The organism is Nonomuraea sp. NPDC050394, from assembly GCF_044459065.1.
In the GTDB taxonomy this organism is placed as follows: domain Bacteria; phylum Actinomycetota; class Actinomycetes; order Streptosporangiales; family Streptosporangiaceae; genus Nonomuraea.
This window is the reverse complement of the sequence record NZ_JBITIO010000008.1, coordinates 111,617-131,945: the sequence shown is the minus strand read 5'-3', so window position 1 is coordinate 131,945 and position 20,329 is coordinate 111,617. Positions and strand designations below refer to the sequence as shown.

The 20,329-nt window shown below is 71.6% G+C and carries 18 protein-coding genes; 3 read left to right on the top strand and 15 right to left on the bottom strand.

Annotated elements, in window-relative coordinates; translation table 11 throughout:
- Nucleotides 1–6: 6 nt before the first annotated feature.
- From dmpG to ACIBKY_RS29545, 9 genes are read right to left on the bottom strand one after another with little or no spacing between them, the layout of a single operon-like run.
- The gene (dmpG, locus tag ACIBKY_RS29585; RefSeq protein WP_397101553.1) at nucleotides 7–1,014 is read right to left on the bottom strand and encodes a 4-hydroxy-2-oxovalerate aldolase; all 1,008 of its coding nucleotides are present in this window, start codon (nucleotides 1,012–1,014) and stop codon (nucleotides 7–9) included.
- Nucleotides 1,011–1,883: an acetaldehyde dehydrogenase (acetylating) gene (locus ACIBKY_RS29580; RefSeq protein ID WP_397101551.1), complete on the bottom strand. Its 873-nt coding sequence runs from the start codon at nucleotides 1,881–1,883 to the stop codon at nucleotides 1,011–1,013. The genes dmpG and ACIBKY_RS29580 overlap by 4 nt, the downstream gene beginning before the upstream one ends.
- Nucleotides 1,880–3,040, bottom strand: coding sequence for an alpha/beta fold hydrolase (locus ACIBKY_RS29575; protein ID WP_397101549.1), 1,161 nt, complete (start codon nucleotides 3,038–3,040; stop codon nucleotides 1,880–1,882). The genes ACIBKY_RS29580 and ACIBKY_RS29575 overlap by 4 nt, the downstream gene beginning before the upstream one ends.
- A complete protein-coding gene (locus ACIBKY_RS29570; RefSeq protein ID WP_397101547.1) occupies nucleotides 3,037–4,029 on the bottom strand; it encodes an amidohydrolase family protein in 993 nt (330 codons plus the stop codon). The genes ACIBKY_RS29575 and ACIBKY_RS29570 overlap by 4 nt, the downstream gene beginning before the upstream one ends.
- Entirely contained in the window at nucleotides 4,026–4,568 is a 543-nt protein-coding gene (locus ACIBKY_RS29565; RefSeq protein ID WP_397101545.1) for a 3-hydroxyanthranilate 3,4-dioxygenase, read from the bottom strand. The genes ACIBKY_RS29570 and ACIBKY_RS29565 overlap by 4 nt, the downstream gene beginning before the upstream one ends.
- Complete coding sequence (locus tag ACIBKY_RS29560; RefSeq protein WP_397101543.1) at nucleotides 4,565–4,993, bottom strand: RidA family protein; 429 nt, start codon at nucleotides 4,991–4,993, stop codon at nucleotides 4,565–4,567. Before ACIBKY_RS29560 ends, ACIBKY_RS29565 begins: the two co-directional genes overlap by 4 nt.
- Nucleotides 4,990–5,724, bottom strand: coding sequence for a 2-keto-4-pentenoate hydratase (locus tag ACIBKY_RS29555; protein ID WP_397101541.1), 735 nt, complete (start codon nucleotides 5,722–5,724; stop codon nucleotides 4,990–4,992). The genes ACIBKY_RS29560 and ACIBKY_RS29555 overlap by 4 nt, the downstream gene beginning before the upstream one ends.
- The gene (locus ACIBKY_RS29550; protein ID WP_397101539.1) at nucleotides 5,721–6,533 is read right to left on the bottom strand and encodes a 2-keto-4-pentenoate hydratase; all 813 of its coding nucleotides are present in this window, start codon (nucleotides 6,531–6,533) and stop codon (nucleotides 5,721–5,723) included. The genes ACIBKY_RS29555 and ACIBKY_RS29550 overlap by 4 nt, the downstream gene beginning before the upstream one ends.
- An 8-nt stretch (nucleotides 6,534–6,541) precedes the next feature.
- Entirely contained in the window at nucleotides 6,542–7,969 is a 1,428-nt protein-coding gene (locus tag ACIBKY_RS29545) for a 2-hydroxymuconic semialdehyde dehydrogenase (protein ID WP_397101537.1), read from the bottom strand.
- Between the two features lie 176 nt (nucleotides 7,970–8,145).
- Here ACIBKY_RS29545 and ACIBKY_RS29540 point away from each other — a divergent pair, with 176 nt between their 5' ends.
- Together ACIBKY_RS29540 and ACIBKY_RS29535 are read left to right on the top strand one after the other, a co-directional pair.
- On the top strand, nucleotides 8,146–9,459 hold the full coding sequence (locus ACIBKY_RS29540) for an MFS transporter (protein WP_397101535.1): 1,314 nt from the start codon (nucleotides 8,146–8,148) through the stop codon (nucleotides 9,457–9,459).
- Between the two features lie 19 nt (nucleotides 9,460–9,478).
- Nucleotides 9,479–10,402, top strand: a complete 924-nt coding sequence (locus ACIBKY_RS29535) for a LysR substrate-binding domain-containing protein (RefSeq protein WP_397101533.1) — start codon at nucleotides 9,479–9,481, stop codon at nucleotides 10,400–10,402.
- Between the two features lie 286 nt (nucleotides 10,403–10,688).
- Here ACIBKY_RS29535 and nusB read toward each other — a convergent pair whose 3' ends face one another.
- From nusB to ACIBKY_RS29520, 3 genes are read right to left on the bottom strand one after another with little or no spacing between them, the layout of a single operon-like run.
- On the bottom strand, nucleotides 10,689–11,099 hold the full coding sequence (gene nusB / locus ACIBKY_RS29530) for a transcription antitermination factor NusB (RefSeq protein ID WP_184960681.1): 411 nt from the start codon (nucleotides 11,097–11,099) through the stop codon (nucleotides 10,689–10,691).
- 1 nt (nucleotide 11,100) lies between these two features.
- The gene (efp, locus tag ACIBKY_RS29525) at nucleotides 11,101–11,661 is read right to left on the bottom strand and encodes an elongation factor P (RefSeq protein ID WP_397101530.1); all 561 of its coding nucleotides are present in this window, start codon (nucleotides 11,659–11,661) and stop codon (nucleotides 11,101–11,103) included.
- A 25-nt stretch (nucleotides 11,662–11,686) separates the two neighbouring features.
- Nucleotides 11,687–12,724 (bottom strand): M24 family metallopeptidase, encoded by a 1,038-nt coding sequence (locus ACIBKY_RS29520; protein WP_397101528.1) that lies wholly within the window; start codon nucleotides 12,722–12,724, stop codon nucleotides 11,687–11,689.
- Nucleotides 12,725–12,816: 92 nt separating this feature from the next.
- Between ACIBKY_RS29520 and ACIBKY_RS29515 the strand changes: the two genes are divergently transcribed.
- Nucleotides 12,817–14,604, top strand: a complete 1,788-nt coding sequence (locus ACIBKY_RS29515) for a glycoside hydrolase family 9 protein (RefSeq protein WP_397101526.1) — start codon at nucleotides 12,817–12,819, stop codon at nucleotides 14,602–14,604.
- 194 nt (nucleotides 14,605–14,798) lie between these two features.
- Here the strand turns inward: ACIBKY_RS29515 and ACIBKY_RS29510 are convergent, their stop codons facing one another.
- The 3 genes from ACIBKY_RS29510 to rhaI form a co-directional block, all read right to left on the bottom strand.
- Complete coding sequence (locus tag ACIBKY_RS29510) at nucleotides 14,799–16,580, bottom strand: serine/threonine-protein kinase (RefSeq protein ID WP_397101524.1); 1,782 nt, start codon at nucleotides 16,578–16,580, stop codon at nucleotides 14,799–14,801.
- Between the two features lie 552 nt (nucleotides 16,581–17,132).
- Entirely contained in the window at nucleotides 17,133–19,163 is a 2,031-nt protein-coding gene (locus ACIBKY_RS29505) for a bifunctional aldolase/short-chain dehydrogenase (protein ID WP_397101522.1), read from the bottom strand.
- Nucleotides 19,163–20,299, bottom strand: coding sequence for an L-rhamnose isomerase (gene rhaI / locus ACIBKY_RS29500; protein ID WP_397101520.1), 1,137 nt, complete (start codon nucleotides 20,297–20,299; stop codon nucleotides 19,163–19,165). Before rhaI ends, ACIBKY_RS29505 begins: the two co-directional genes overlap by 1 nt.
- Nucleotides 20,300–20,329 lie beyond the last annotated feature (30 nt).

The following is a 20,329-nucleotide window of genomic DNA, read 5'->3' as shown; positions in this document are numbered from 1 at the left end:
CGATTGTCACCCCCGGCGACCGGCGAGATCGAGCGCGATGTCCACGATCATGTCCTCCTGACCGCCGACCATGCCGCGGCGGCCGACCTCCACGAGGATGGCGCGGGTGTCGAGCCCGTAGCGGGCGGCGGCGTCCTCGGCGTGGCGCAGGAAGCTGGAGTAGACGCCCGCGTAGCCGAGCGTGAGGGTCTCGCGGTCCACCTGGACGGGGCGGGTCTGCAGGGGGCGGACGAGGTCGTCGGCGGCGTCCATGAGCGCGAACAGGTCGCAGCCGTGCTCCCAGCCCATCAGGTCGGCGACGGCCACGAACGCCTCCAGCGGGCAGTTGCCCGCGCCCGCGCCCATGCCGGCCAGGGAGGCGTCGACGCGGGTGACGCCGTTCTCGACGGCGACGACGGAGTTGGCGACGCCGAGCCCCAGGTTGTGGTGGGCGTGGATGCCGAGCTCGGTGCCGGGGTCGAGGGCCTCGCGGTAGGCGCGCACGCGCTCCTTGACGCCGTCCATGGTCAGCCGGCCGCCGGAGTCGGTGACGTAGACGCAGTGCGCGCCGTACGACTCCATGAGCTTGGCCTGGCGGGCGAGCTCGGCGGGCGGGGCGAGGTGGGACATCATGAGGAAGCCGGAGACGTCCATGCCGAGCTCGCGGGCGACGCCGATGTGCTGGGCGGAGATGTCGGCCTCGGTGCAGTGGGTGGCCACGCGCACCGAGCGGACGCCGAGCGCGTGGGCGCGGCGCAGGTCGGCGATGGTGCCGATGCCGGGCAGCAGCAGCGTGGTGAGGACCGCGCGGTCCATGGCGGAGGCGGCGGCCTCGATCCACTCCTCGTCGGGGCAGGCGCCGAAGCCGTAGTTGACGCTGCTTCCGGCCAGCCCGTCGCCGTGGGCGATCTCGACGGCGGCCACGCCGGCGGCGTCGAGGGCGCGCGCGATGGCCGCGACCTGTCCGGCGGTGTACTGGTGGCGGATGGCGTGCATGCCGTCGCGCAGCGTCACGTCCTGGATGTAGAGCTTCATCGGGCCGCCATCCTCTCCGCGACGCGCAGCGCCGCCGACGTCATGATGTCCAGGTTGCCGGCGTAGGCGGGCAGGTAGTGGGCGGCGCCCTCGACCTCCAGGAAGACCGAGACGAGCGTGCCGCTGTCGGCCGGGCGGAACTGCACGTCCTGCTTGAGCCGGTAGCCGGGCACGTAGGCGGCCACGGCGGCCACCATCTCCTTGACCGAGGCGGCGACCTCGGCCTCGTCGCAGCCGGGCACGAGGCAGTAGACAGTGTCGCGCATGATCACCGGTGGTTCCGCGGGGTTGAGCACGATGATCGCCTTGCCGCGCTCCGCTCCGCCGACGCTCTCCAGGGCGCGCGCGGTGGTCTCGGTGAACTCGTCGATGTTGGCGCGAGTGCCGGGACCGGCCGAGCGGGAGGCGATCGAGGCGACGATCTCGGCGTAGCGGACGGGCGCGACGCGGGAGACGGCCGCGACGATCGGCACCGTGGCCTGGCCGCCGCAGGTGACCATGTTGACGTTGTCCTCGCCGAGGTGGTCGCCGAGGTTCACGGCGGGCACGACGTAGGGGCCGATGGCGGCGGGCGTCAGGTCCACGACCTTCTTCCCGTACGGCGCCAGCGCCGCCGCGTTGCGCCGGTGGGCCCCGGCCGAGGTCGCGTCGAGCACCACCGCGACCTCCTCGAAGCAGGGCAGCGCGAGCAGGCCCCCGACGCCCTCGTGGGTGGTGGCCACGCCCATCCGCCGGGCCCTGGCCAGGCCGTCGGAGCCGGGGTCGATCCCGGCCATCGCGGCCACCTCCAGCGACGCGGACGTGCGCTTCACCTTGATCATCAGGTCGGTGCCGATATTGCCGGACCCGATGATGGCGATCTTGCTCATGTGTCCTCCTCGCCGCGGCAGAACCGGGCGAACTCCTGGGTCATCTCCGGCACCGGCTTGTGGCCGGTGAACGGGGTGCCGTGGTTGCCGAAGTACAGCGGCACGTCCGCGAGGTGACAGGCGCCGAGTTCGACGCCGTCGCGCGTCATGGGTGAACGCGCGTCGCTGACGAGATGGCGGGCGGGGCCGGGGTGGACGCGCACCAGTTCCCGCGCGGGCTCGGTGAAGATCTCGCGGGTGGACGGCCGGCCCATGCCGGCCGCGGCGAACAGCCGTCCCTCCTGAGCAGTGGTGGTCACCAGCAGCGGCACTTTCGCGAGATTTCCTGACATGGGGTGCTCTTTCAGCAGGTCGCCGTCCAGCACCGGGGCGACGGGCAGCAGCCCTCCCGCCGGGGGCCGCGCGCGGGCGGCACGTGCCTCCCCCGCCAGCAGTTCCCCGATCGGCGCCGTGGCCGGGCCCGGGACGGCGGCCGCCCTGGTCCAGGCCTCCGCCTGGCCGGGGGTGGCGAAGCCGTAGGGGACGGGGCTCATGGCCGCCGCCCGCGCGTACAGGCCCGGGGCGCCGGCCAGCGCGCAGGCCAGCAGGGCCAGGACGCTGGTGCCGCCCGCCGAGTGCCCGGCGAGCGTCACATTCCCCGGGTCGCCGCCGAAGGCGTCGATGGCGTTCCTGACCCACTCCAGGGCGGCGATCTGGTCGCGCAGGGCGAGGTTGGCCGGTACGGCGCCGCCGTACCACAGGCCGGTGGCCCCGAAGCGGTAGTTGACGGTCACCACCACGAGGCCGTGCTCACGCGCGAGCACGGTCCCGTCGTACATGGCCTGCGCGCCCGAGCCGAACACGAACGCGCCCCCGTGCAGGAACACCAGCACCGGGCGGCGGCCCTCGGTCCCCGAGGTCCAGACGTTGAGGAACAGGCAGTCCTCGCGGCCCGTGGCCGGGTCGATCTCCAGGCCGGGCACCCACGCCATCCGGCCCGGCCGCTGCGGGGCCGGCGGGCCGGGGGTGAGCGCGTCGCGCACCCCTTCCCATGGCCGGGGCGGCTCGGGGGCCATGAAGCGGCGGGCGGGGGCGGCGTACCTGATGCCCTTGAACGCCAGCGCTCCCCCGAGTCCGAGCCCCCGCAGCGTGCCCTGCGGGGTGTGGGCGAGCGTCATGCGCGCGGCGCGCTCTCGGTCAGGCCCAGGAAGCGGGCGGCGTTGCCGCCGAGGATCGCCTCGCGTTCGGCCTCCGTCAGCCCCGGGCAAGCGCGCACGACCGAGCCCGGGTCCTCCTCGCCCAGGGGGAAGGGGAAGTCGGTGCCGAGCATGACCCGTTCCGCGCCCATGACGTCGACGAGCAGGCGCAGCGCCCGGGGGTCGAAGACGGCGGAGTCCACGGAGAAGCGGTCGGTGTAGGCGGAGGGCGGCCTGGGCGAGTCGCGGCGGACCAGGTCGCGCCGGTGCCAGGCGTTGTCGGCCCGGCCGAGCAGGAACGCGAAGCTGCCGCCGCCGTGGCAGAAGCACAGCCGCAGGCTGCCGGGCAGCCTCTCGAAGGCGCCGGAAAGGATCATCGTCAGGATGCCGAGCTGGGTCTCGGCGGCCATGCCGACCAGCCAGGGCAGCATGTACCCGCGCATGCGGTCGGCGGCCATCATGTCCCACGGGTGCACGAGGACCGGCATGTCCTGGTGGGCGCAGTGCTCCAGGAACGCGAGCAGATCGGCGTCGTCGAGGTTGCGCGGGCCGACGTGGTTGCCGATGTGCACGCCCCGGTGCCCGGCGGCCTTCGCCCTGGCCAGGGTCTCGGTGGCGCGGCCGAGGTCCTGCAGCGGCACCTGGCACAGCGGGACGAGCCGGGCGGGGTCCTGCGAGCAGTACGCGAGGATCCGGTCGTTGACCATGTCGCACCAGTCGGCGGCGCGGCCGGGCTCGGCCTCGTAGCCGAACAGCAGCGGCGTGGAGGAGACGGCCTGCACCGCGACGCCGGTGCGGTCCATGGCGGCCAGGCGCGCCCCGGCGTCCCACAGCTCGGGGGTGACGGGGCGGTAGTCCTCGTCGCCGCTCATCATCATGCCTTCGCGCAGCCACGGCTCGCCGGCCCCCGCCAGGGTGCGCGCCTCCTCGCGGGAGATCCGCGGGAAGACGTGGGCGTGGATGTCGATCACTGGACCACCGGGCGCAGCTCGTCGGGCCAGTCCTTGCCCGGGTGTACGGCGCCGCAGTGCGGGCAGGTGCGGTCGCTGCCGTAGAAGGCGTTGAAGACCGGCGGCAGGTCGTCCACGATCGACTCCAGTTGCACCTCGGCGCGGTGCACGAGGCGGTGGCAGTTGACGCAGTACCACTCGAAGGCGTCCAGGTCGCCCTGCGGGCGGGCGTACTCGACGACCAGGCCGATGGAGCCGGGCACCGGCCGCTGCGGGGAGTGGCGCACGTGCGGCGGCAGCAGGAAGACGTCGCCCTCGCGGATCTGGACGTCGACCGGCGGCTTGCCCTCCTCCTCCATGACGCGCAGGACCATACCGCCCTTGAGCTGGTAGAAGAACTCCTCGATCGGGTCGTCGTGGAAGTCGGTGCGCTGGTTGGGGCCGCCGACGACGGTCACCATCAGGTCGGCCTCCTTCCAGATCTGCACGTTGCCCACGGGCGGCTTGAGCTGGTCGGCGTGCTCGTCGATCCACGTGGCGAGGTTGAACGGCGGGATCATGGGGTGCTCCTCGTCGGGATGTGGGCGGTGCAGGAGATCTCGATCAGCAGGTGCGGGTGGGGCAGCTGGTGGACGGCGACGGTGGTGCGGGCGGGGCCGTTCTCGTCGAAGTACGTGCCGTAGACCTCGTTGTAGCCGCCGAAGTCGTTCATGGAGACCAGGTACGTGGTGACGTTGACGACGTCGGCCAGCCCGCCTCCGGCGGCCTTGAGGATGTCGGCGATGTTGCCGATGACGGCGCGGGTCTGCTCGCGGATGTCGAGGCTGGTGGTGCCCATCTCGTCGGCGCTCGCCCCGGCGAAGGTGCCGTCGGGGCGGCGGGAGCTCGTACCGGAGACGAAGACCAGGTCGCCGGCCCGCCTGAAGTGCGGGAAGCGCCCGCGCGGGCGGGCCTTGCCCGGCACGAGCATCGACTCCTCGCTCATGTCGTCACCTCCGCGTGGCCGAGCCCCTGGCCGCTGACGCGAACGTGGGCGCCCGGCGGCAGCGGGACGGCGGCGGTGGCCGCCCCGGCCAGCACGATCCAGCCCGCCTCCAGCTCGATCCCGGCGGCCTGGGCCAGGCGGGCGGCGGCGTGCAGGGAGCGCATCGGGTCGCCGAGGATGGCGGCCGACGACCCCGAGGCGACGGTCCGCCCGTCGATCTCCAGGGTCAGGCCGACGTTGGCGACCGCGCGCGGCGTGTGCCAGGGGCCGAGGCCGAACCCGCTGGCGGAGGCGTTGTCGGCGATGACGTCCTCCAGCGTGAAGGAGAAGTCGGCGAAGCGGGAGTCGAGCACTTCGTAGCCGACGGCCACGCCGCCGACGGCCGCGCCCACGTCGGCGGGCGAGCGTACCGGGCGCTCCAGCAGGAAGGCGATCTCGGGTTCGACGCGCGGGTGGATGAGCGTGCCCGTGTCCAGATGCGACTCGATCAGCATGGCGTCGGTCAGCAGGCCCCAGATGACGTCGTCCACGCCCATCTGGATCATCTTGGCCCGGCTCGTGAAGCCCATCTTGACGCCGATGAGCTTCTCGCCGCGGGCCTCGCGGCGGGCGATCACCTCGCGTTGCACCTGGTAGGCGGCGGGCACGTCGAGCGCCGTCTCCTCGGTCAGCTTCGCGATGGCGGTACGGCTGAGCGCCGCCTCGTCCAGGCGCTGCGCCAGGCGGTTCACGTGCTCTCCTTCGCGAAAGTCTCCTTCGCGTGAGGCTCCTTCGCGAAGGCGGCTCGGACGTCGCCGAGCCCGTCGATCCTGGCCTCCAGCACGTCGCCGGGCACGACCGGCACGACGGGCCCGAGCGCGCCGGTCAGCACGGTGTCTCCCGCCCGGAGCGGGCGGCCGAGGCGGGCCAGTGTGTCGGCCAGCCAGACGGCGGCGTGCAGCGGGTGGCCCAGGCACGCGGCGCCGATCCCGGTCGAGACCTGCTCGCCGCGGCGCTCCATGACCATCCCGGCCAGGCGCAGGTCCAGGTCTTTCAGCGGGACCGGCCGGTTGCCGAGCACGTACAGGCCGGAGGAGGCGTTGTCGGCGACGGTGTCGGCCAGCGTGATGTCCCAGCCGCGGATCCGGCTGCCGACCACCTCGATCGCGGGCAGCGCGAACGCGGTCGCCCTGATCACGTCGGCCACCGTGTGGCGCTCGTGCGGCAGGTCGTGCTCCAGCACCAGGGCCACCTCGGCCTCGGCGCGCGGCTGCAGCACGGTCCCGGCCGGGATCTCGGCGCCGTCGGGAACCGCCATGTCGGCGAACAGCGCCCCGAAGTCCGGCTGGTCCACGCCGAGCTGCTTCTGCACGGCCGCGCTGGTCAGGCCGATCTTGCGGCCGGTCAGCCGCCGTCCCTCACCCAGCCACCTGCCGGTCAGCCAATCCTGTACGGCGTACGCCTCCTCGACCCCGTCGACCAGATCGCGCACGGGCTCGCAGGGCAGGCCGGAGGCGTGCGCCCCCAGCAGCCGCTCGGCGGCCTGTTGAACGTTCGTCACCGATGACCTCATATCTTCACGCACACGTTGACCGGCTCGGAGAAGAAGTCGAGTGAGTACTCGCCGCCCTCCCGGCCGATGCCCGACGCCTTCACCCCGCCGAACGGGGTGCGCAGGTCGCGCAGGTTCCAGCAGTTCACCCAGACGATCCCGGCCTCGATCCTCGGTGCGACCCGGTGGGCGCGCGACAGGTCGCCGGTCCAGACGGTGGCGGCCAGGCCGTACGGGCTGTCGTTGGCCAGCCGGATCGCCTCGGCCTCGTCGTCGAAGGGCGCGAGGTGGCAGATCGGGCCGAAGACCTCCTCGCGCACGGTCCTGGCGCTCTCGGGCAGGCCGGTGATGACGGTGGGCTCGACGTAGAAGCCGCCGTCGCGCTCGTCGCCGAACCTGGGGGCGCCGCCCCCGGCGACGACCGTGGCGCCCTCCTCGACGGCCAGGCGGTAGTAGGACAGCACCTTGTCGCGGTGGCCGGCCGAGATCATCGGGCCGTAGTCCTTCAGCCCCCTGGCCCGTTCGGCGAGCTTCGCGGTGAACGCGTCGAAGATCGGGCGCTGGACGTAGACGCGCTCGGTGCACAGGCAGATCTGGCCGGAGTGGGTGAAGGTCGACCGGATCGTGCCCTCGACCGCCTCGTCCAGGTCGGCGTCGGCGAAGACCAGGGCCGGGTTCTTGCCGCCGAGTTCGAAGGAGACCGGGGTGACGTGGTCGGCGGCGGCGCGCATGATGGCCGAGCCGGTGGCCGACTCGCCGGTGAAGGCGATGGCGTCCACGCCGGGGTGGGAGGTCAGGAACTCGCCGGCCGCTCCGGCTCCGTGGCCGTGGATCAGGTTGAAGGCGCCGGGCGGCAGCCGTACCTCGTCGATGACCTCGGCCAGCAGCGTCGCGGTGGAGGGCGTCTCCTCCGAGGGCTTGGCCACCACGGCGTTGCCCGCCGCCAGGGCGGGCGCGACCTTCCAGGTGAGCAGCAGCAGGGGGAGGTTCCACGGGGAGATGACGGCGACGACGCCGAGCGGGCGGCGCACGGTGTAGTTGAGCGCCTCGCCGGTGCCGCTCCAGCCGGGGACGCGGGTGTGGTGGGCGCGTTCCGGGCGGCCGTAGGACAGGTCGGCGTAGGCGCGGAAGTTGCCGATCGCCCGGGGCACGTCCACGGTGGCGGCCAGCTCGCGCGGCTTGCCGGTGTCGGCGACCTCGGCGGCGACGAACGCGTCGAACCGGGCCTCGATGCCGTCGGCGATCCGCCGCAGCCAGGCGCAGCGCTCCTCGGTGCTCGTGGCGCCCCAGGGTCCTGCCAGCGCCGCCCCGGCCGCGGCGACCGCCGCGTCGACGACCTCGCGCGGGGCCTCGGGCACGGTCCCCATCTGGCGCCCGTCGACGGGCGAGATCAGCGGGAAGGGGGTCCCCGTGGTCTCGAAGACCCCGTTGACGTAATGCTTCATGGCGCCATTGTCCGGCCGCGGCGCCATATCAGGCCAATACCTGATCGCGGCCCAGCTATCACACTTCCGATATATGACGCTTTTGACATACGCGACGGCCAGAACAGTATTCGCCTTGACATAGCACCAGCGTGCATCCTCGTCCGTACCCCCTGATCGGAAGGTACAGACGCAAAATGGACACTGACCGCCGCAGGGCGGCGCGCCGCGTCTCGTGGGCGGCCTTCATCGGCACGACCATCGAGTGGTACGACTTCTTCCTCTACGGCACGGCCGCCGCGCTCGTCTTCAACAAGCAGTTCTTCCCCGCCATGGACCCCGTCGCCGGCTCGATCGCCGCCTTCGGCACCATGACCGTGGGATTCCTGGCCCGCCCGCTGGGCGGCATCGTCTTCGGCCACTTCGGCGACCGGCTCGGCCGCCGCAACACGCTGGTCGTCTCACTGCTGATCATGGGGATCGGGACCACGCTCATCGGCGTGCTGCCCACCTACTCCAGCATCGGCATCTGGGCCGCGGTGCTGCTGGTCGTGATGCGCATCGCCCAGGGCATCGGCCTCGGCGGCGAACTCGGCGGGGCCGTGGTGCTGACCATGGAGCACGCGCCGAAGGGCCGCCGCGGCCTGTTCGGCGCCTTCCCGATGATGGGCACGCCCGCCGGGATGCTCTGCGCCAACCTCGTCTTCCTGGGCACCTCCTCGGCCCTGAGCGAGGAGGCCTTCATGTCGTGGGGCTGGCGGGTGCCGTTCCTGCTGAGCGTCGTCCTCGTGGTGGTCGGCATCTACCTGCGGCTGCGCATCGAGGAGAGCCCCGACTTCGTGGTCCAGCGCAAGCCGGTCAAGCTGCCGATCGCCGAGGTCCTGCGCGGCCACTGGCGCGGCGTCGTGCACAGCATCGCGGTCATCATCGGCAACAGCGCCGTCGCCTACGTCTTCATGGTCTACATCCTCCAGTACGGCCAGGCCCCCGCGATCGGCCTGTCCCGAACCTTCCTGCTGACCTGCGTGATCGGCGGCGCGACGGTCTGGCTGGCGACCGCGCCGCTCTGGGCCCACCTGGGCGACCGGTTCGGGCTCCGGGCCCTGTTCTCCCACGGCTCATGGGTCCTGCTGGCCGGAGCCGTGGCCATCCTGCCCGTCGTCAACACCGGCAACCACGTGCTGATCGCGGTCTTCATGGTGGCCATGGGCGCGGTGCTGGCGATGACCCACGCCGCGCAGGGCACGCTGACGGCCAGCTTCTTCCCCGTCGCGATCCGCTACTCGGGCACCTCGGCCGCCTACCAGCTCGCCGCGCTGCTCGGCGGCGGCATCACCCCTCTGGTGGCCGCCTCCCTGCTGGCCTCGACCGGCTCGTCGTGGTCGATCACCGCGTACCTGGCGGTCGTGACCGCGATCAGCCTCGTGGCCGCGCTGGTCCTGCCCCGCAACGACGCCGAACGCTTCGGCGACGTCCCCGAAGCCATACCCAATCGGGTCGCCCAGAGCTGAAAGCTATGCTGAAATGGTGATGACCCGCGCCCTGGACCTGCTCGGCGGCCGCCTCAAGCTCCGCCACCTCGTGCTGGTCACCGCCATCGCCGACCACGGCAGCGTGCTGCGCGCCGCCGAACACCTCCGCCTCGCCCAGCCCGCCGCCACGCGCGGCCTGCGCGAGGTGGAGCAGATCCTCGGCGTCGAACTGTTCACCCGGGGGCCGCGCGGGGTCACCCCGACCGTGTTCGGCACCGCCTTCGTCGACCACGCCCGCGCCGTCCAGGCCGAGCTGCGCCGGGCCGGTGACCGCATCACCGGCCTGGCCAACGGCGAGACCGGCACCGTCACCGTCGGCACCCTGCTGGCCGCCACGAACGTCCTGCTGCCCCGCTCGATCGCCGCGCTCAAGGCGGAACGGCCCGGCATCACGGTCATCGTGCGCGAGGGCACGTTCGACTCGCTGGTCCCCCGGCTCATCGACGGCGACACCGACCTGGTCCTCGGCCGTCTCAACCCCATCGACGACCGGCACGGGCTGCGCCAGATCCCGCTCTACGACGAGCCCATCCTCCTGGTCGCCCGCTCCGGCCACCCCGCCTCGGCCGCCTCGACGCTGGGCGGGCTGCTCGGCTATCCGTGGATCCTGCCGCTGGAGCAGACGTCGCTGCGGCAGGAGCTGGAACAGGTCTTCAAGAACCAGGACCTGCCGTTGCCCGAGGACCGTGTGGAGTGCACGTCGATCCTGACGATCCGGTCGCTGCTGCTGCAGACCGACATGGTGGCCGCGCTGCCGGCGCTGCTGGTCCGGTCCGATCCGCAGCTCGTGTGCCTGCCGGTGCCGCTGGCCTCGGTGAAACGCTCGGTCGGCGTCACTCTGCCGGGGTCGCGGGCCCTCACTCCGGCGGCCAAGGTCATGCTCGACCACCTCCGAACCCAGTCGGCCACCCTTGAGCCCTGACGACCCAGCTGGCACACCCTCGAACCACGACCGGGTCCCTTGAGGCCCGACCGGGTTTCCCTCAGGGCCTGACCGGGGTCTCCTTTGAGCTCTTACCCGGTCTCCTTTGAGCACTTACCGGGTTGCCTTTGAGCTCTTATCGGGTCAACAGCGGAGTCGTCACGGCGGGGACCCCGTGAGCCCTCACGAGCGGCGCTCGACGGGCGCGCGCCCATGGCGGCGGTGCGGGTGGGGTGGCGGGAGCCGTAACGGAAAAGAGGCGCCGTGATGATCACGGCGCCCCCTTTCAGAGCGACAGACTCGGCTTGAGCTGCTTGAAACGGGCCAGGAGGCCGTTGATGAAGCTGGGCGACTCGTCGGTCGAGAGCTCGCCCGCCAGATGCACCCACTCGCTGATGACCACGCCCTCCGGGACGTCGGGCATCCACAGCAGCTCGTAGGTGCCGCCGCGCAGCAGGTTGCGGTCGACGGCGGGCATGCGCTCCAGCGTCCAGCCCTCGGAGTAGGTGGTGATGAGCTCGTCGATGCGGGCCCGGTGGCGGGCCACACCCTCCACGATCGCCGAGGTGTACTCGTTGACCGGCGGCTCGCTCCGCTCCACCCGCTCGGCGAGGATCTTCAGCGGGTCTTCTTCCCTGGCCTCCGCCTCGAACAGGATGTCCAGGGCGCGCCTGCGTGCTTTGCCGCGTGCCGACACCTCAGGCCCGGCCGAGGTATTCGCCGCTGCGGGTGTCGACCTTGACCTTCTCACCGGTGGTGATGAACAGCGGGACCTTGATCTCGGCGCCGGTCTCCAGCGTGGCGGGCTTGGTGCCGCCGGTCGAGCGGTCGCCCTGCAGGCCCGGCTCGGTGTTGGAGATCAGCAGCTCGACCGCGGCCGGCAGGTCGACGTAGAGCGCGGAGCCCTCGTTGAAGGCGATCGTGGCCATGGTGTTCTCGAGCATGTAACTGGCCGCGTCGCCGACGGTCTTGGCGGGCACGTTGACCATGTCGTAGGTCTCGGTGTCCATGAAGACGAAGTCGTCGCCATCCTTGTAGGAGTACTGCATCTCGCGCTTGTCGACGTTGGCCACGTCGACTTTCACCCCGGCGTTGAAGGTCTTGTCGACGACCTTGCCGGAGAGCACGTTCTTGAGCTTGGTGCGCACGAACGCGCCGCCCTTGCCCGGCTTGACGTGCTGGAACTCCACAACGGCCCACAGCTCACCGCCGTCGAGCTTCAGCACCATGCCGTTCTTGAGGTCGTTGGTCGTCGCCACTCGTTTTCTCCCGCGTGTTGCCGCTCTAAAGGACGAGCAGCTCTTTGGTCGTCTTCGTGAGGAGTTCCGGCCCGCCCACACGCGTGACCAGCGTGTCCTCGATGCGGACCCCGCCCTGTCCCGGGAGGTAGACCCCCGGCTCGACGGTGATCGGAACTCGATCCTCTAGTCTACCGGTCCTGGCGGGGCCCAGGAACGGCTCCTCGTGGATCTCCAGGCCGACGCCGTGTCCGAGGCCGTGCCGGAAGTGCCCGGCGTGGCCCGCTTCGGCGATCACGCCGCGTGCGGCGGAGTCGATCTCCTTGGCCGTGGCGCCGGGCGCGAGGGCCTCGCGACCGGCCTTCTGCGCGGCGGCGACGAGGTCGTAGATCTCGCGCTGCCAGGCGGCGGGCTCGCCCAGGCTGACGGTGCGGGTCATGTCGGCGTGGTAGCCGCGGTAGTTGGCGCCGAAGTCGAGGGTGACCAGGTCGCCTTTGCGCAGCTCACGGTCGGTGGGGGTGTGATGGGGTACGGCCCCGTTCGTGCCCGCGGCGACGATGGACTCGAAGGCGACCTTGTCGGCGCCGAGTTCGATCATCCGGTGTTCGAGGACGCGGGCCACGTGGCGTTCGGTGGCGCCGGGGCGGATATTTTCGGAAATATCGCTGAATGCCTGGTCGGAGATGGCGCAGGCCATACGCAGGAGCTCGATCTCTTCCTCGTCCTTGACCGTACGCAGGAGTTCCACCAGCGGCTCCAGCGGGACCAGGCCCTCCCCCAGCCGACGGAACGTCGCGACCGACATGTGCGCGGCCTCGATCCCCGTGCCCGGCGCGGCCAGGGCGCCCGCGGTGTCCGGCGTCTCGACGACCTCGACGCCCAGGTCACGGGTCATCTCGATGTAGCGGGAGTCGGTCGCGAGCGTGGCGCTGCCGTCCTCGCGGACCAGGACCGCGGCGTTGGAGCTGTCGAGTCCGGTCAGGTACCTCACGTTGACCAGGGAGGAGACGAGCACCGCGGGGACCCCGCGCTCGGGCAGCAGCGCGGCCAGGGCGGCTCGGCGCCGCGCGTGAGTGTCGGTCATTTCGTCAATGTACGCGTATTGACCTTCCTCACGCTCCGCGGCTACCGTGCGCAGCAAGGTTAGTAAGGTTTCCTAACCTTCAAGGAGCGTGCATGAAGCTGGCAGCGGCGTTGACCGCGTTATCCGTCCTGATCGCAGGGAGCCCAGCGATGGCCGAGAGCGCGTCGTTCATCAGGGTCGACCAGGTGGGCTTCGCGCCAGAGGAGGCCAAAGAGGCCTACCTCATGGCGGATCGTCCACTCCCCTTCACCGTCGTCGATCGCCGGGGGCGGGTGGTCCTGCGCGGTACGGCGGGCCGCGACCTCGGCAAGTGGAACGACACCTACCGTCACGTCTACCACCTGGACCTGTCCAGGCTCCGCATCCCCGGCAGCTACCGGGTCAAGGCGGGCGGGCAGACCTCCGCCGAGTTCGCCGTGGCCCCCTCGATCGCCCTGTCGCTGCCCGCGGCCAAGATCGTGACGTTCTTCGGCGGCCAGCGCGACCGCTGGCACAAGAGCGACAAGGCCGCCTCGGTCTATGACTGGCCCGAGTTCACCGGCCCCGACACCGACCAGATCAAGGGCGACCTGACCAAGGTCGGCGGCCCGGTGGACGTGTCGGGCGGATGGTTCGACGCGGGCGACTACCTGAAGTTCACCCACATCCTCGCCTATGTCGACACGCTCCTGTGGGCGGCCAAGCGCGACGGCGCCATCGACCCGCGCCTGCGCGGCGAGGCCGACCACGGCCTGAAGTTCCTCGACAAGATGTGGGACGAGACGTCGAAGACCCTCTACATCCAGGTCGGCATCGGGGCCGGCAACGCCGAGGGCACCTTCGCCGGCGACCACGACATCTGGCGCATGCCGGAGGAGGACGACCACTCCACCGAGAAGTACATCCGCGACCGGCCCGTCTTCCGCGCCGCCGCGCCCGGCCAGCCGATCAGCCCCAACCTGGCCGGCCGTACCGCCGCCGCCTTCGCCCTGGCCGCGCAGGTGGAGCCCGACCGGGGACGCGCCCGCGAACTGCTGGAGAAGGGCGCCTCCGTCTACGCCATGGCCAAGACCGAGAACGTCGGCCGGCTCGTCACCTCGCTGCCCCACGCCTTCTACCCGGAGAGCGTCTGGCGCGACGACATGGAACTGGGCGGCGCCGAACTGGCCCTGGCCGCCCAGCGCCTGCGCGACCCGCGTGCCGGCGAGTGGCTGCGGCAGGCGGCCCACTGGGCCGGCGAGTACCTGAAGCACGACGCCGGCGGCGACACCTTCAACCTGTACGACGTCAGCGCGCTCGGCCACGCCGACCTGGTCAGGGCCATCCGCCAAGCTCGTGGCGGCACGCTGCCGGTGACCGAGCGGCAGCTCGTCGGCGACCTCAGGGCGCAGCTGGAGATCGGCGCCGCGCGGGCCGCCCAGGATCCGTTCCAGGCCGGTGCGAGGTACGACCAGTTCGACTCGGTGCCGCACGCGTTCGGGCTGGCGGCCACCTCGCGCCTCTACCGGTCGGTGAGCGGCGACCGCTCCTACGACTCCTTCGGCACCCGCCAGCGCGGCTGGGCCTTCGGGGCCAACGCGTGGGGCGTGTCGTTCGTCTCCGGAGTCGGCGACGACGCGATCACCTGCCCGCACTACCAGATGTCCAACCTCACCGGCAGGCCGCCGACCGGCGCCGTGGTCAACGGCCCGAACAGCGCTTCCCTGTTCGATGACGGGCTGGGAGGTCACATGGACCGCATGAGCCCCTGCCCCGCCGACGGAGTCGACCGCTACGCCCCGTTCACCGGGCGCGGCAGCCGCTTCGTCGACGACGTCCGGTCGTGGCAGGCGTCCGAACCCGCCGACGACTTCGCCGCGGTGGCGCTCTACGCGCTCACGCTGATGTCGCGGGGCGGGTAGCTTCCCCGCCCCGCGCACCCTGGCGGGCAGAGACCTCGGCCGCTCACGCGGGCCTCGCGGAGCGGCTGAGCCTCTCACCGCTCACGCGGATGTCCCGCGCAGGTGAAACCTCAGCCTGCCACGCGGATGTCGAGCGGCGGGTGAGACCTCGGCCGCTCACGCGGATGCCCCGGAGCAGGTGAGACCTCAGCCTCTCACGCGGATGTTCCGGGGCGGTTGAGGCCCCAGTCGGCGAGGAAGTTCGCGAGGGGGCCGGTGGCGGCCATGTCGCCGTCGCCGGCCGCTTCGCGCAGGTCCGCCGCCGCCTCCAGCGCGTGGCGGCGGCCCTGGTCCTCGCGGCCTTTCCTGATCCGGTCCATCGCTTTGGCGATCTTCTTGCGGGCGTCGGCGGCGACCCCGCCATCGATGCCGTTCACCTGCTGCTGGAGCCTGACCGCCTCATCGAACCGGCCCAGCCAGGTCTCCCAGCCGCCCGGCGGGGTCTGCCGCAGGCCGGTGGTGTCGCGGGGCTGGGGGGTGAGGGTGTCCAGGGGGTTCGCCGGGCCCAGCGTGTCGACCAGGCCGGTGGGTTCCGGAGTCGGCTCTTCCGTCGGCTCTGGCTCTGTCGGGGTGGCCGAAGGTGTCGGGTCTGGCTGTTGCGGAGTGAAGGTCGCGCTGGGTACGGGGGTCGCGGCGGGCTGGTCACGGCCGGACAGGACGACGAAGCCGATCGTGACCAGAGCGATGACGGCCAGGGCGGCGACCATCTGGATGATCAGGCGGCGGTTCTGGTTGGGCGGATCCTGGATGGGACCTTCGAAGACCTGGGTGTGGCCGTCCTTGACGGGCGGCAGGCCACCGGGGACCGTGTGCAGACCGGTTTGCGGGTCTGGTCGCGGGCTGTAGTGGCCCGTCTGCGGCCCGCCCAGACCCGAGGCGCCGAAGCCCGCTTGCGTGCCCCCGTGACCTGAAGCACCGTGGCCTGGGCCCCCATGGCCTGAGGCGCCGTGACCCGCTTGCGAGCCCCCGGCACCCGGCGCGCCGTGACCCGCTTGCGAGCCCCCGACGCCCGGGACACCGTGGCCTGTTTGCGGGACCCCCACGCCTGGGGCACCGTGGCCTGGTTGCGGGCCCGCACCGGGGCGGGTGGATGGCTGGCCGTCGGGGTTTCCGGTCAAGGGGATCTGGGCGTCCGGGAGGTTGGGGAGGGGGCCGGTGCGCTGGGTGGCGCCGGGGCGGGCGATGCTCGCCAGGCGGCGCCGTACCGTGTCACCACTGGCGGGACGTGCGGCGGGATCCTTGGCCAGCAACGCCAGCAACAACTGCTCCAGCTCGGCCGGAACGGCGGGACGGTGGCGCGTCGGCGGCTCGGGCTCGGCGGTGCGGATGCGCTCGGCCAGTTCCTCCCCCTCGCCCTCGAACGGCGGCCGCCCGCACAACATCTCATAGCAGACCGCGGCCAGCGCATACAGATCGGCGGCCGCCCCACCCTGCCCGTCAAGCTGCTCAGGAGCACGGTACGGCGTCACCGGCCCCGGATCCGCCCCCTGAATCCCGAACCCGACCACTTTGAGCACCCCGCTGCCCGCCCGGCGGAAGGAGTCAGGGTCGATCTGCCCGTGCGCCACCCCCGCCCGATGCGCGGCGTCAAGCCCGGCCGCCGCCTGTCCGAACAGGTCGCATGCCTCGACGATCCCCAGCGGCCCGTGCGCGACACGCTCCTCACCGAGGCTCGCCCCGGTCAAGAACTCCATCACCAGGTACGGCACGCCGTTATGCCCACCGATGTCCAGAACCATGGCCACATGGGGATGCACGACCTTGGCCACGGTCTGGGCATGCTTGTGAGCCAGCTCGCTGGAGCCCGCGGTGAGCATCTTGACCGCCACGGTCCAGTCGGCGTTCTCGTCGTGCGCCCGCCACACCTCACCGGCCTGCCCTCGGCCGATGAGGTCGTCCAGCCGGTAGCGGCCCGCGACCAGCGTCTCCTCGGACATATCCCCGCCAATGCACTCAAGGTTGGCAATTTGCCCCCAACCTTAGGGGCTCACCCGCCCTCAAGCCCCCGAACTCCACCACCCCGCCCCAGGGGTCCACGGAGATCACCCACCCCGGCACCGGACCACGCCACAACCTCCTCCCACCCCCACAAGCCAGACCGGCCCCATCCCCACCCCCCACCTCCCCGCCGCAGACCGCCCACCACATCCCCAGCCACGCAGACCGCCACATTCCCACCGCCAGTCAGGCCGGGTGCAGAGACACAGAGGTCAAGCCAGGCGAGGCAGGCGATCCGTGGGGTGAGGCGAGCCAAGCGGGTGGGCGGGCGAGGTAGGCGGCGCGGACGGGGTGGGCGGACGGAGTGGGCGGTGCGGATGGACGAGGTGGACGGTGCGGACGGACGGGGCGGACGGGGCGGACGGGGCGGACGGGGCGGACGGACGAGGTGCACGGACGGGGTGGGCGGTGCGGATGGGCGGGGGTGGGCGGTGCGGATGGGCGGGGGTGGGCGGTGCGGATGGGCGGGGTGGGGTGATAGGTGGGGTGGGTCAGCGGAGGAAGGCGGCGGGGACGCCCGCGTCGACCGGGATGTGCAGGCCCGTCGTGAGGTTCAGGTCGCCGGCGGTCAGGGCGAACACCGCGGCCGCCACGTGCTCCGGCAGGACCTCGCGCTTCAGCAACGTGCGCTGGGCGTAGAACTCGCCGAGCCGCTCCTCGGGCACCCCGTAGACGGCCGCGCGGTTGGCGCCCCATCCGGAGGCGAAGATGCCGGAGCCGCGGACGACGCCGTCCGGGTTGACGCCGTTGACGCGGATGCCGTGTTCGCCCAGTTCCGCGGCGAGCAGGCGGACCTGGTGGGCCTGGTCGGCCTTGGCGGCGCCGTAGGCGACGTTGTTGGGGCCGGCGAAGATCGAGTTTTTGGAGGAGATGTAGATGACGTCTCCCCCCATGCCCTGATTTATCAGGACTCGGGCGGCTTCGCGGGAGACCAGGAACGAGCCCTTCGCCATGACGTCGTGCTGGATGTCCCAGTCGTCCGCCGTGGTCTCCAGCAGGGGGCGCGACAGGGACAGTCCCGCGTTGTTGACCACCAGGTCGAGGCCGCCGAAGGCCAGCACGGCCCGCCGTACCATGTCCTGGACCTGCGCTTCGTCGGTCACGTCCGCGCGGACCGCGACCGCCGCGTCCGCCGGGCCGATCAGCGCGGCCACCTTCTCGGCGGCGGCGAGGTCGCGGTCGGCGACCACCACGAGGGCGCCTTCGGCGGCCAGGCGGCGCGCGGTCGCCGCGCCGATGCCGGAACCGCCGCCGGTGACCAGCGCGATCCGGGTGGCCAGCGGCTTGGACTGCGGCAGGCGGCGGAGCTTGGCCTCCTCCAGGTCCCAGTACTCGATGCGGAACTTCTCGCTCTCCTCGATCGGCGCATAGGCGGACAACGCCTCGGCGCCGCGCATGACGTTGATCGCGTTGAGGTAGAACTCGCCGGCGACGCGCGCGGTCTGCTTGTCCTTGCCGAAGGAGAACATGCCGACGCCGGGTACCAGCACGATCGCGGGGTCCGCGCCGCGCATGGGGGGTGATTCCGGTACGGCGTGGCGGGCGTAGTACGCGGCGTAATCCGCTCGGTAGGCGGCGTGGAGATGCCTGATCCGCTGCTCGTCGGGGTCCGGCGGCAGGACGAGCGGGGCGACCTTGGTGCGCAGGAAGTGGTCGGGGCAGGAGGTGCCGAGCGCCGCCAGGCGGGGGTGTTCGGCGCGGGCGAGGAAGTCGAGGACCTCGGGGGTGGCGGTGTAGTGGCCGACCATGGGCGCGTCGGTCGAGGCCAGGCCGCGCAGCAGGGGGAAGAGCCGGGCCGCGTTGGCCAGCCGTTCCTCTTCACCGGGGGTTTCGTGGACGATCGGGCCGAAGGGGTCGGGGCGGCCGTGGGCGGCGATGTACCGCTCGGCGGTGCGGATGATCTCCAGCGAGTTGGCGTGGCACTCCTGCGAGGTGGCGCCCCAGGCGGTGATGCCGTGGCCCCCGAGGATGACGCCGATGGCCTGCGGGTTCTCGGCCTGGATGGCGGCGATGTCCAGGCCGAGCTGGAAGCCGGGGCGGCGCCATGGCACCCACACCACGCGGCCGGCGAAGATCCGCTCGGTCAGGGCGGGGCCGTCCTGCGCGGCGGCGATCGCGATGCCGGCGTCGGGGTGCAGGTGGTCGACGTGCGCCGCCTCCACCAGGGCGTGCATCGCGGTGTCGATGGACGGCGCGGCACCGCCCTTGCCGTGCAGGCAGTAGTCGAACGCCGCCACCATCTCGTCTTCGCGTTCAACGCCGGGGTAGATCGTTTTAAGCGCGCGTACGCGGTCGAGCCGCAGGACGGCCAGGCCGCTCTCCTTCAGCGTGCCCAGGTCGCCGCCGGAACCCTTGACCCACATCAGATCCACGTCCTGGCCGGTGACGGGATCGTGTCCGGCGGCCTTGACGGAGGCGTTGCCGCCCGCGTAGTTGGTGTTGCGGGGGTCGCCGCCCAAGGCGTGGGCGCGGTCGAGCAGTTCCCTGACCGGCGCGGGAGTGTCGTGGCGCGTGCTGCTCATCAGGCTCCCCAACCTGCCTGGGCGCCGCCGACGCGGGTGGCGCTGATTTCCTGGAAATATCCGGACTTGGCGTAGGCGGCCATGGGGTCCGGGTCGAGGCCCGCCTCCTGGCGGAGGTCGGCCAGCAGGGGGCGTACGTCGGTGTTGTAGGCGTCCATGAGGACGGCGTTGGCCCCGAGGACGTCGCCCGCAGCCTGCGCGGATTTAAGGGCATTTTTGTCGACAAGGAGGGCCTTCGCGGTGGCCTCCTGCACGTTCATCACCGAGCGGATCTGGCCGGGGATCTTGGGCTCGAGGTTGTGGCACTGGTCGAGCATGAACGCGATCCCGGGCTCCTCGGCCACCTCGTACATGATCCGGAACAGCTGGAACGGGTCGGCCGCCCCCACCATCAGGTCGTCGTCGGCGTAGAAGCGCGAGTTGAAGTCGAAGCCGCCGAGTTTCCCCTCCCTGAGCAGGAAGGCCACGATGAACTCGATGTTGGTGCCCGGCGCGTGGTGACCGGTGTCCACGACGACCTGCGCCTTCGGGCCCAGCCTGAGGCAGTGCGCGTAGGCGGTGCCCCAGTCGGGCACGTCTGTCGTGTAGAAGGCCGGCTCGAACAGCTTGTACTCCAGCAGGAACCGCTGCCCCTCCCCCAGCCGTGCGTAAACCGATTCAAGGGCCTCGGCCAGGCGGTCCTGGCGAGCGCGGATGTCGTCCTGACCCGGGTAGTTGGTGCCGTCGGAGAACCAGAGCTTGAGCGTGTCCGACCCGGTGTCGTCCATGATGTCGACGCATTCCAGCAGGTGGTCCAAGGCCTTGCGGCGGACGCGCGGGTCGGGGTTGGTGACGCTGCCCAGCTTGTAGTCGTCGTCCTGGAAGACGTTGGCGTTGATCGCCCCGATGCTCAGGCCGAGGCCGTCCGCGTGGCGGCGCAGGCCGGCGTAGTCGTCCACCTTGTCCCAGGGGATGTGCAGGGCGACGCTCGGGGCGATCCCGGTGAAGCGGTGCACCTGGGCGGCGTCGGCCAGCTTCTCGTAGGGGTCGCGCGGGACGCCGGGCTGGGCGAAGACCTTGAAGCGGGTGCCCGAGTTCCCGTACGCCCACGAGGGGGTCTCGATCCGTTGCTCCCTGAGCCGCGGTCTGATGTCCATGAGGGCAATCCTTTGAATCGTTTTAACAAC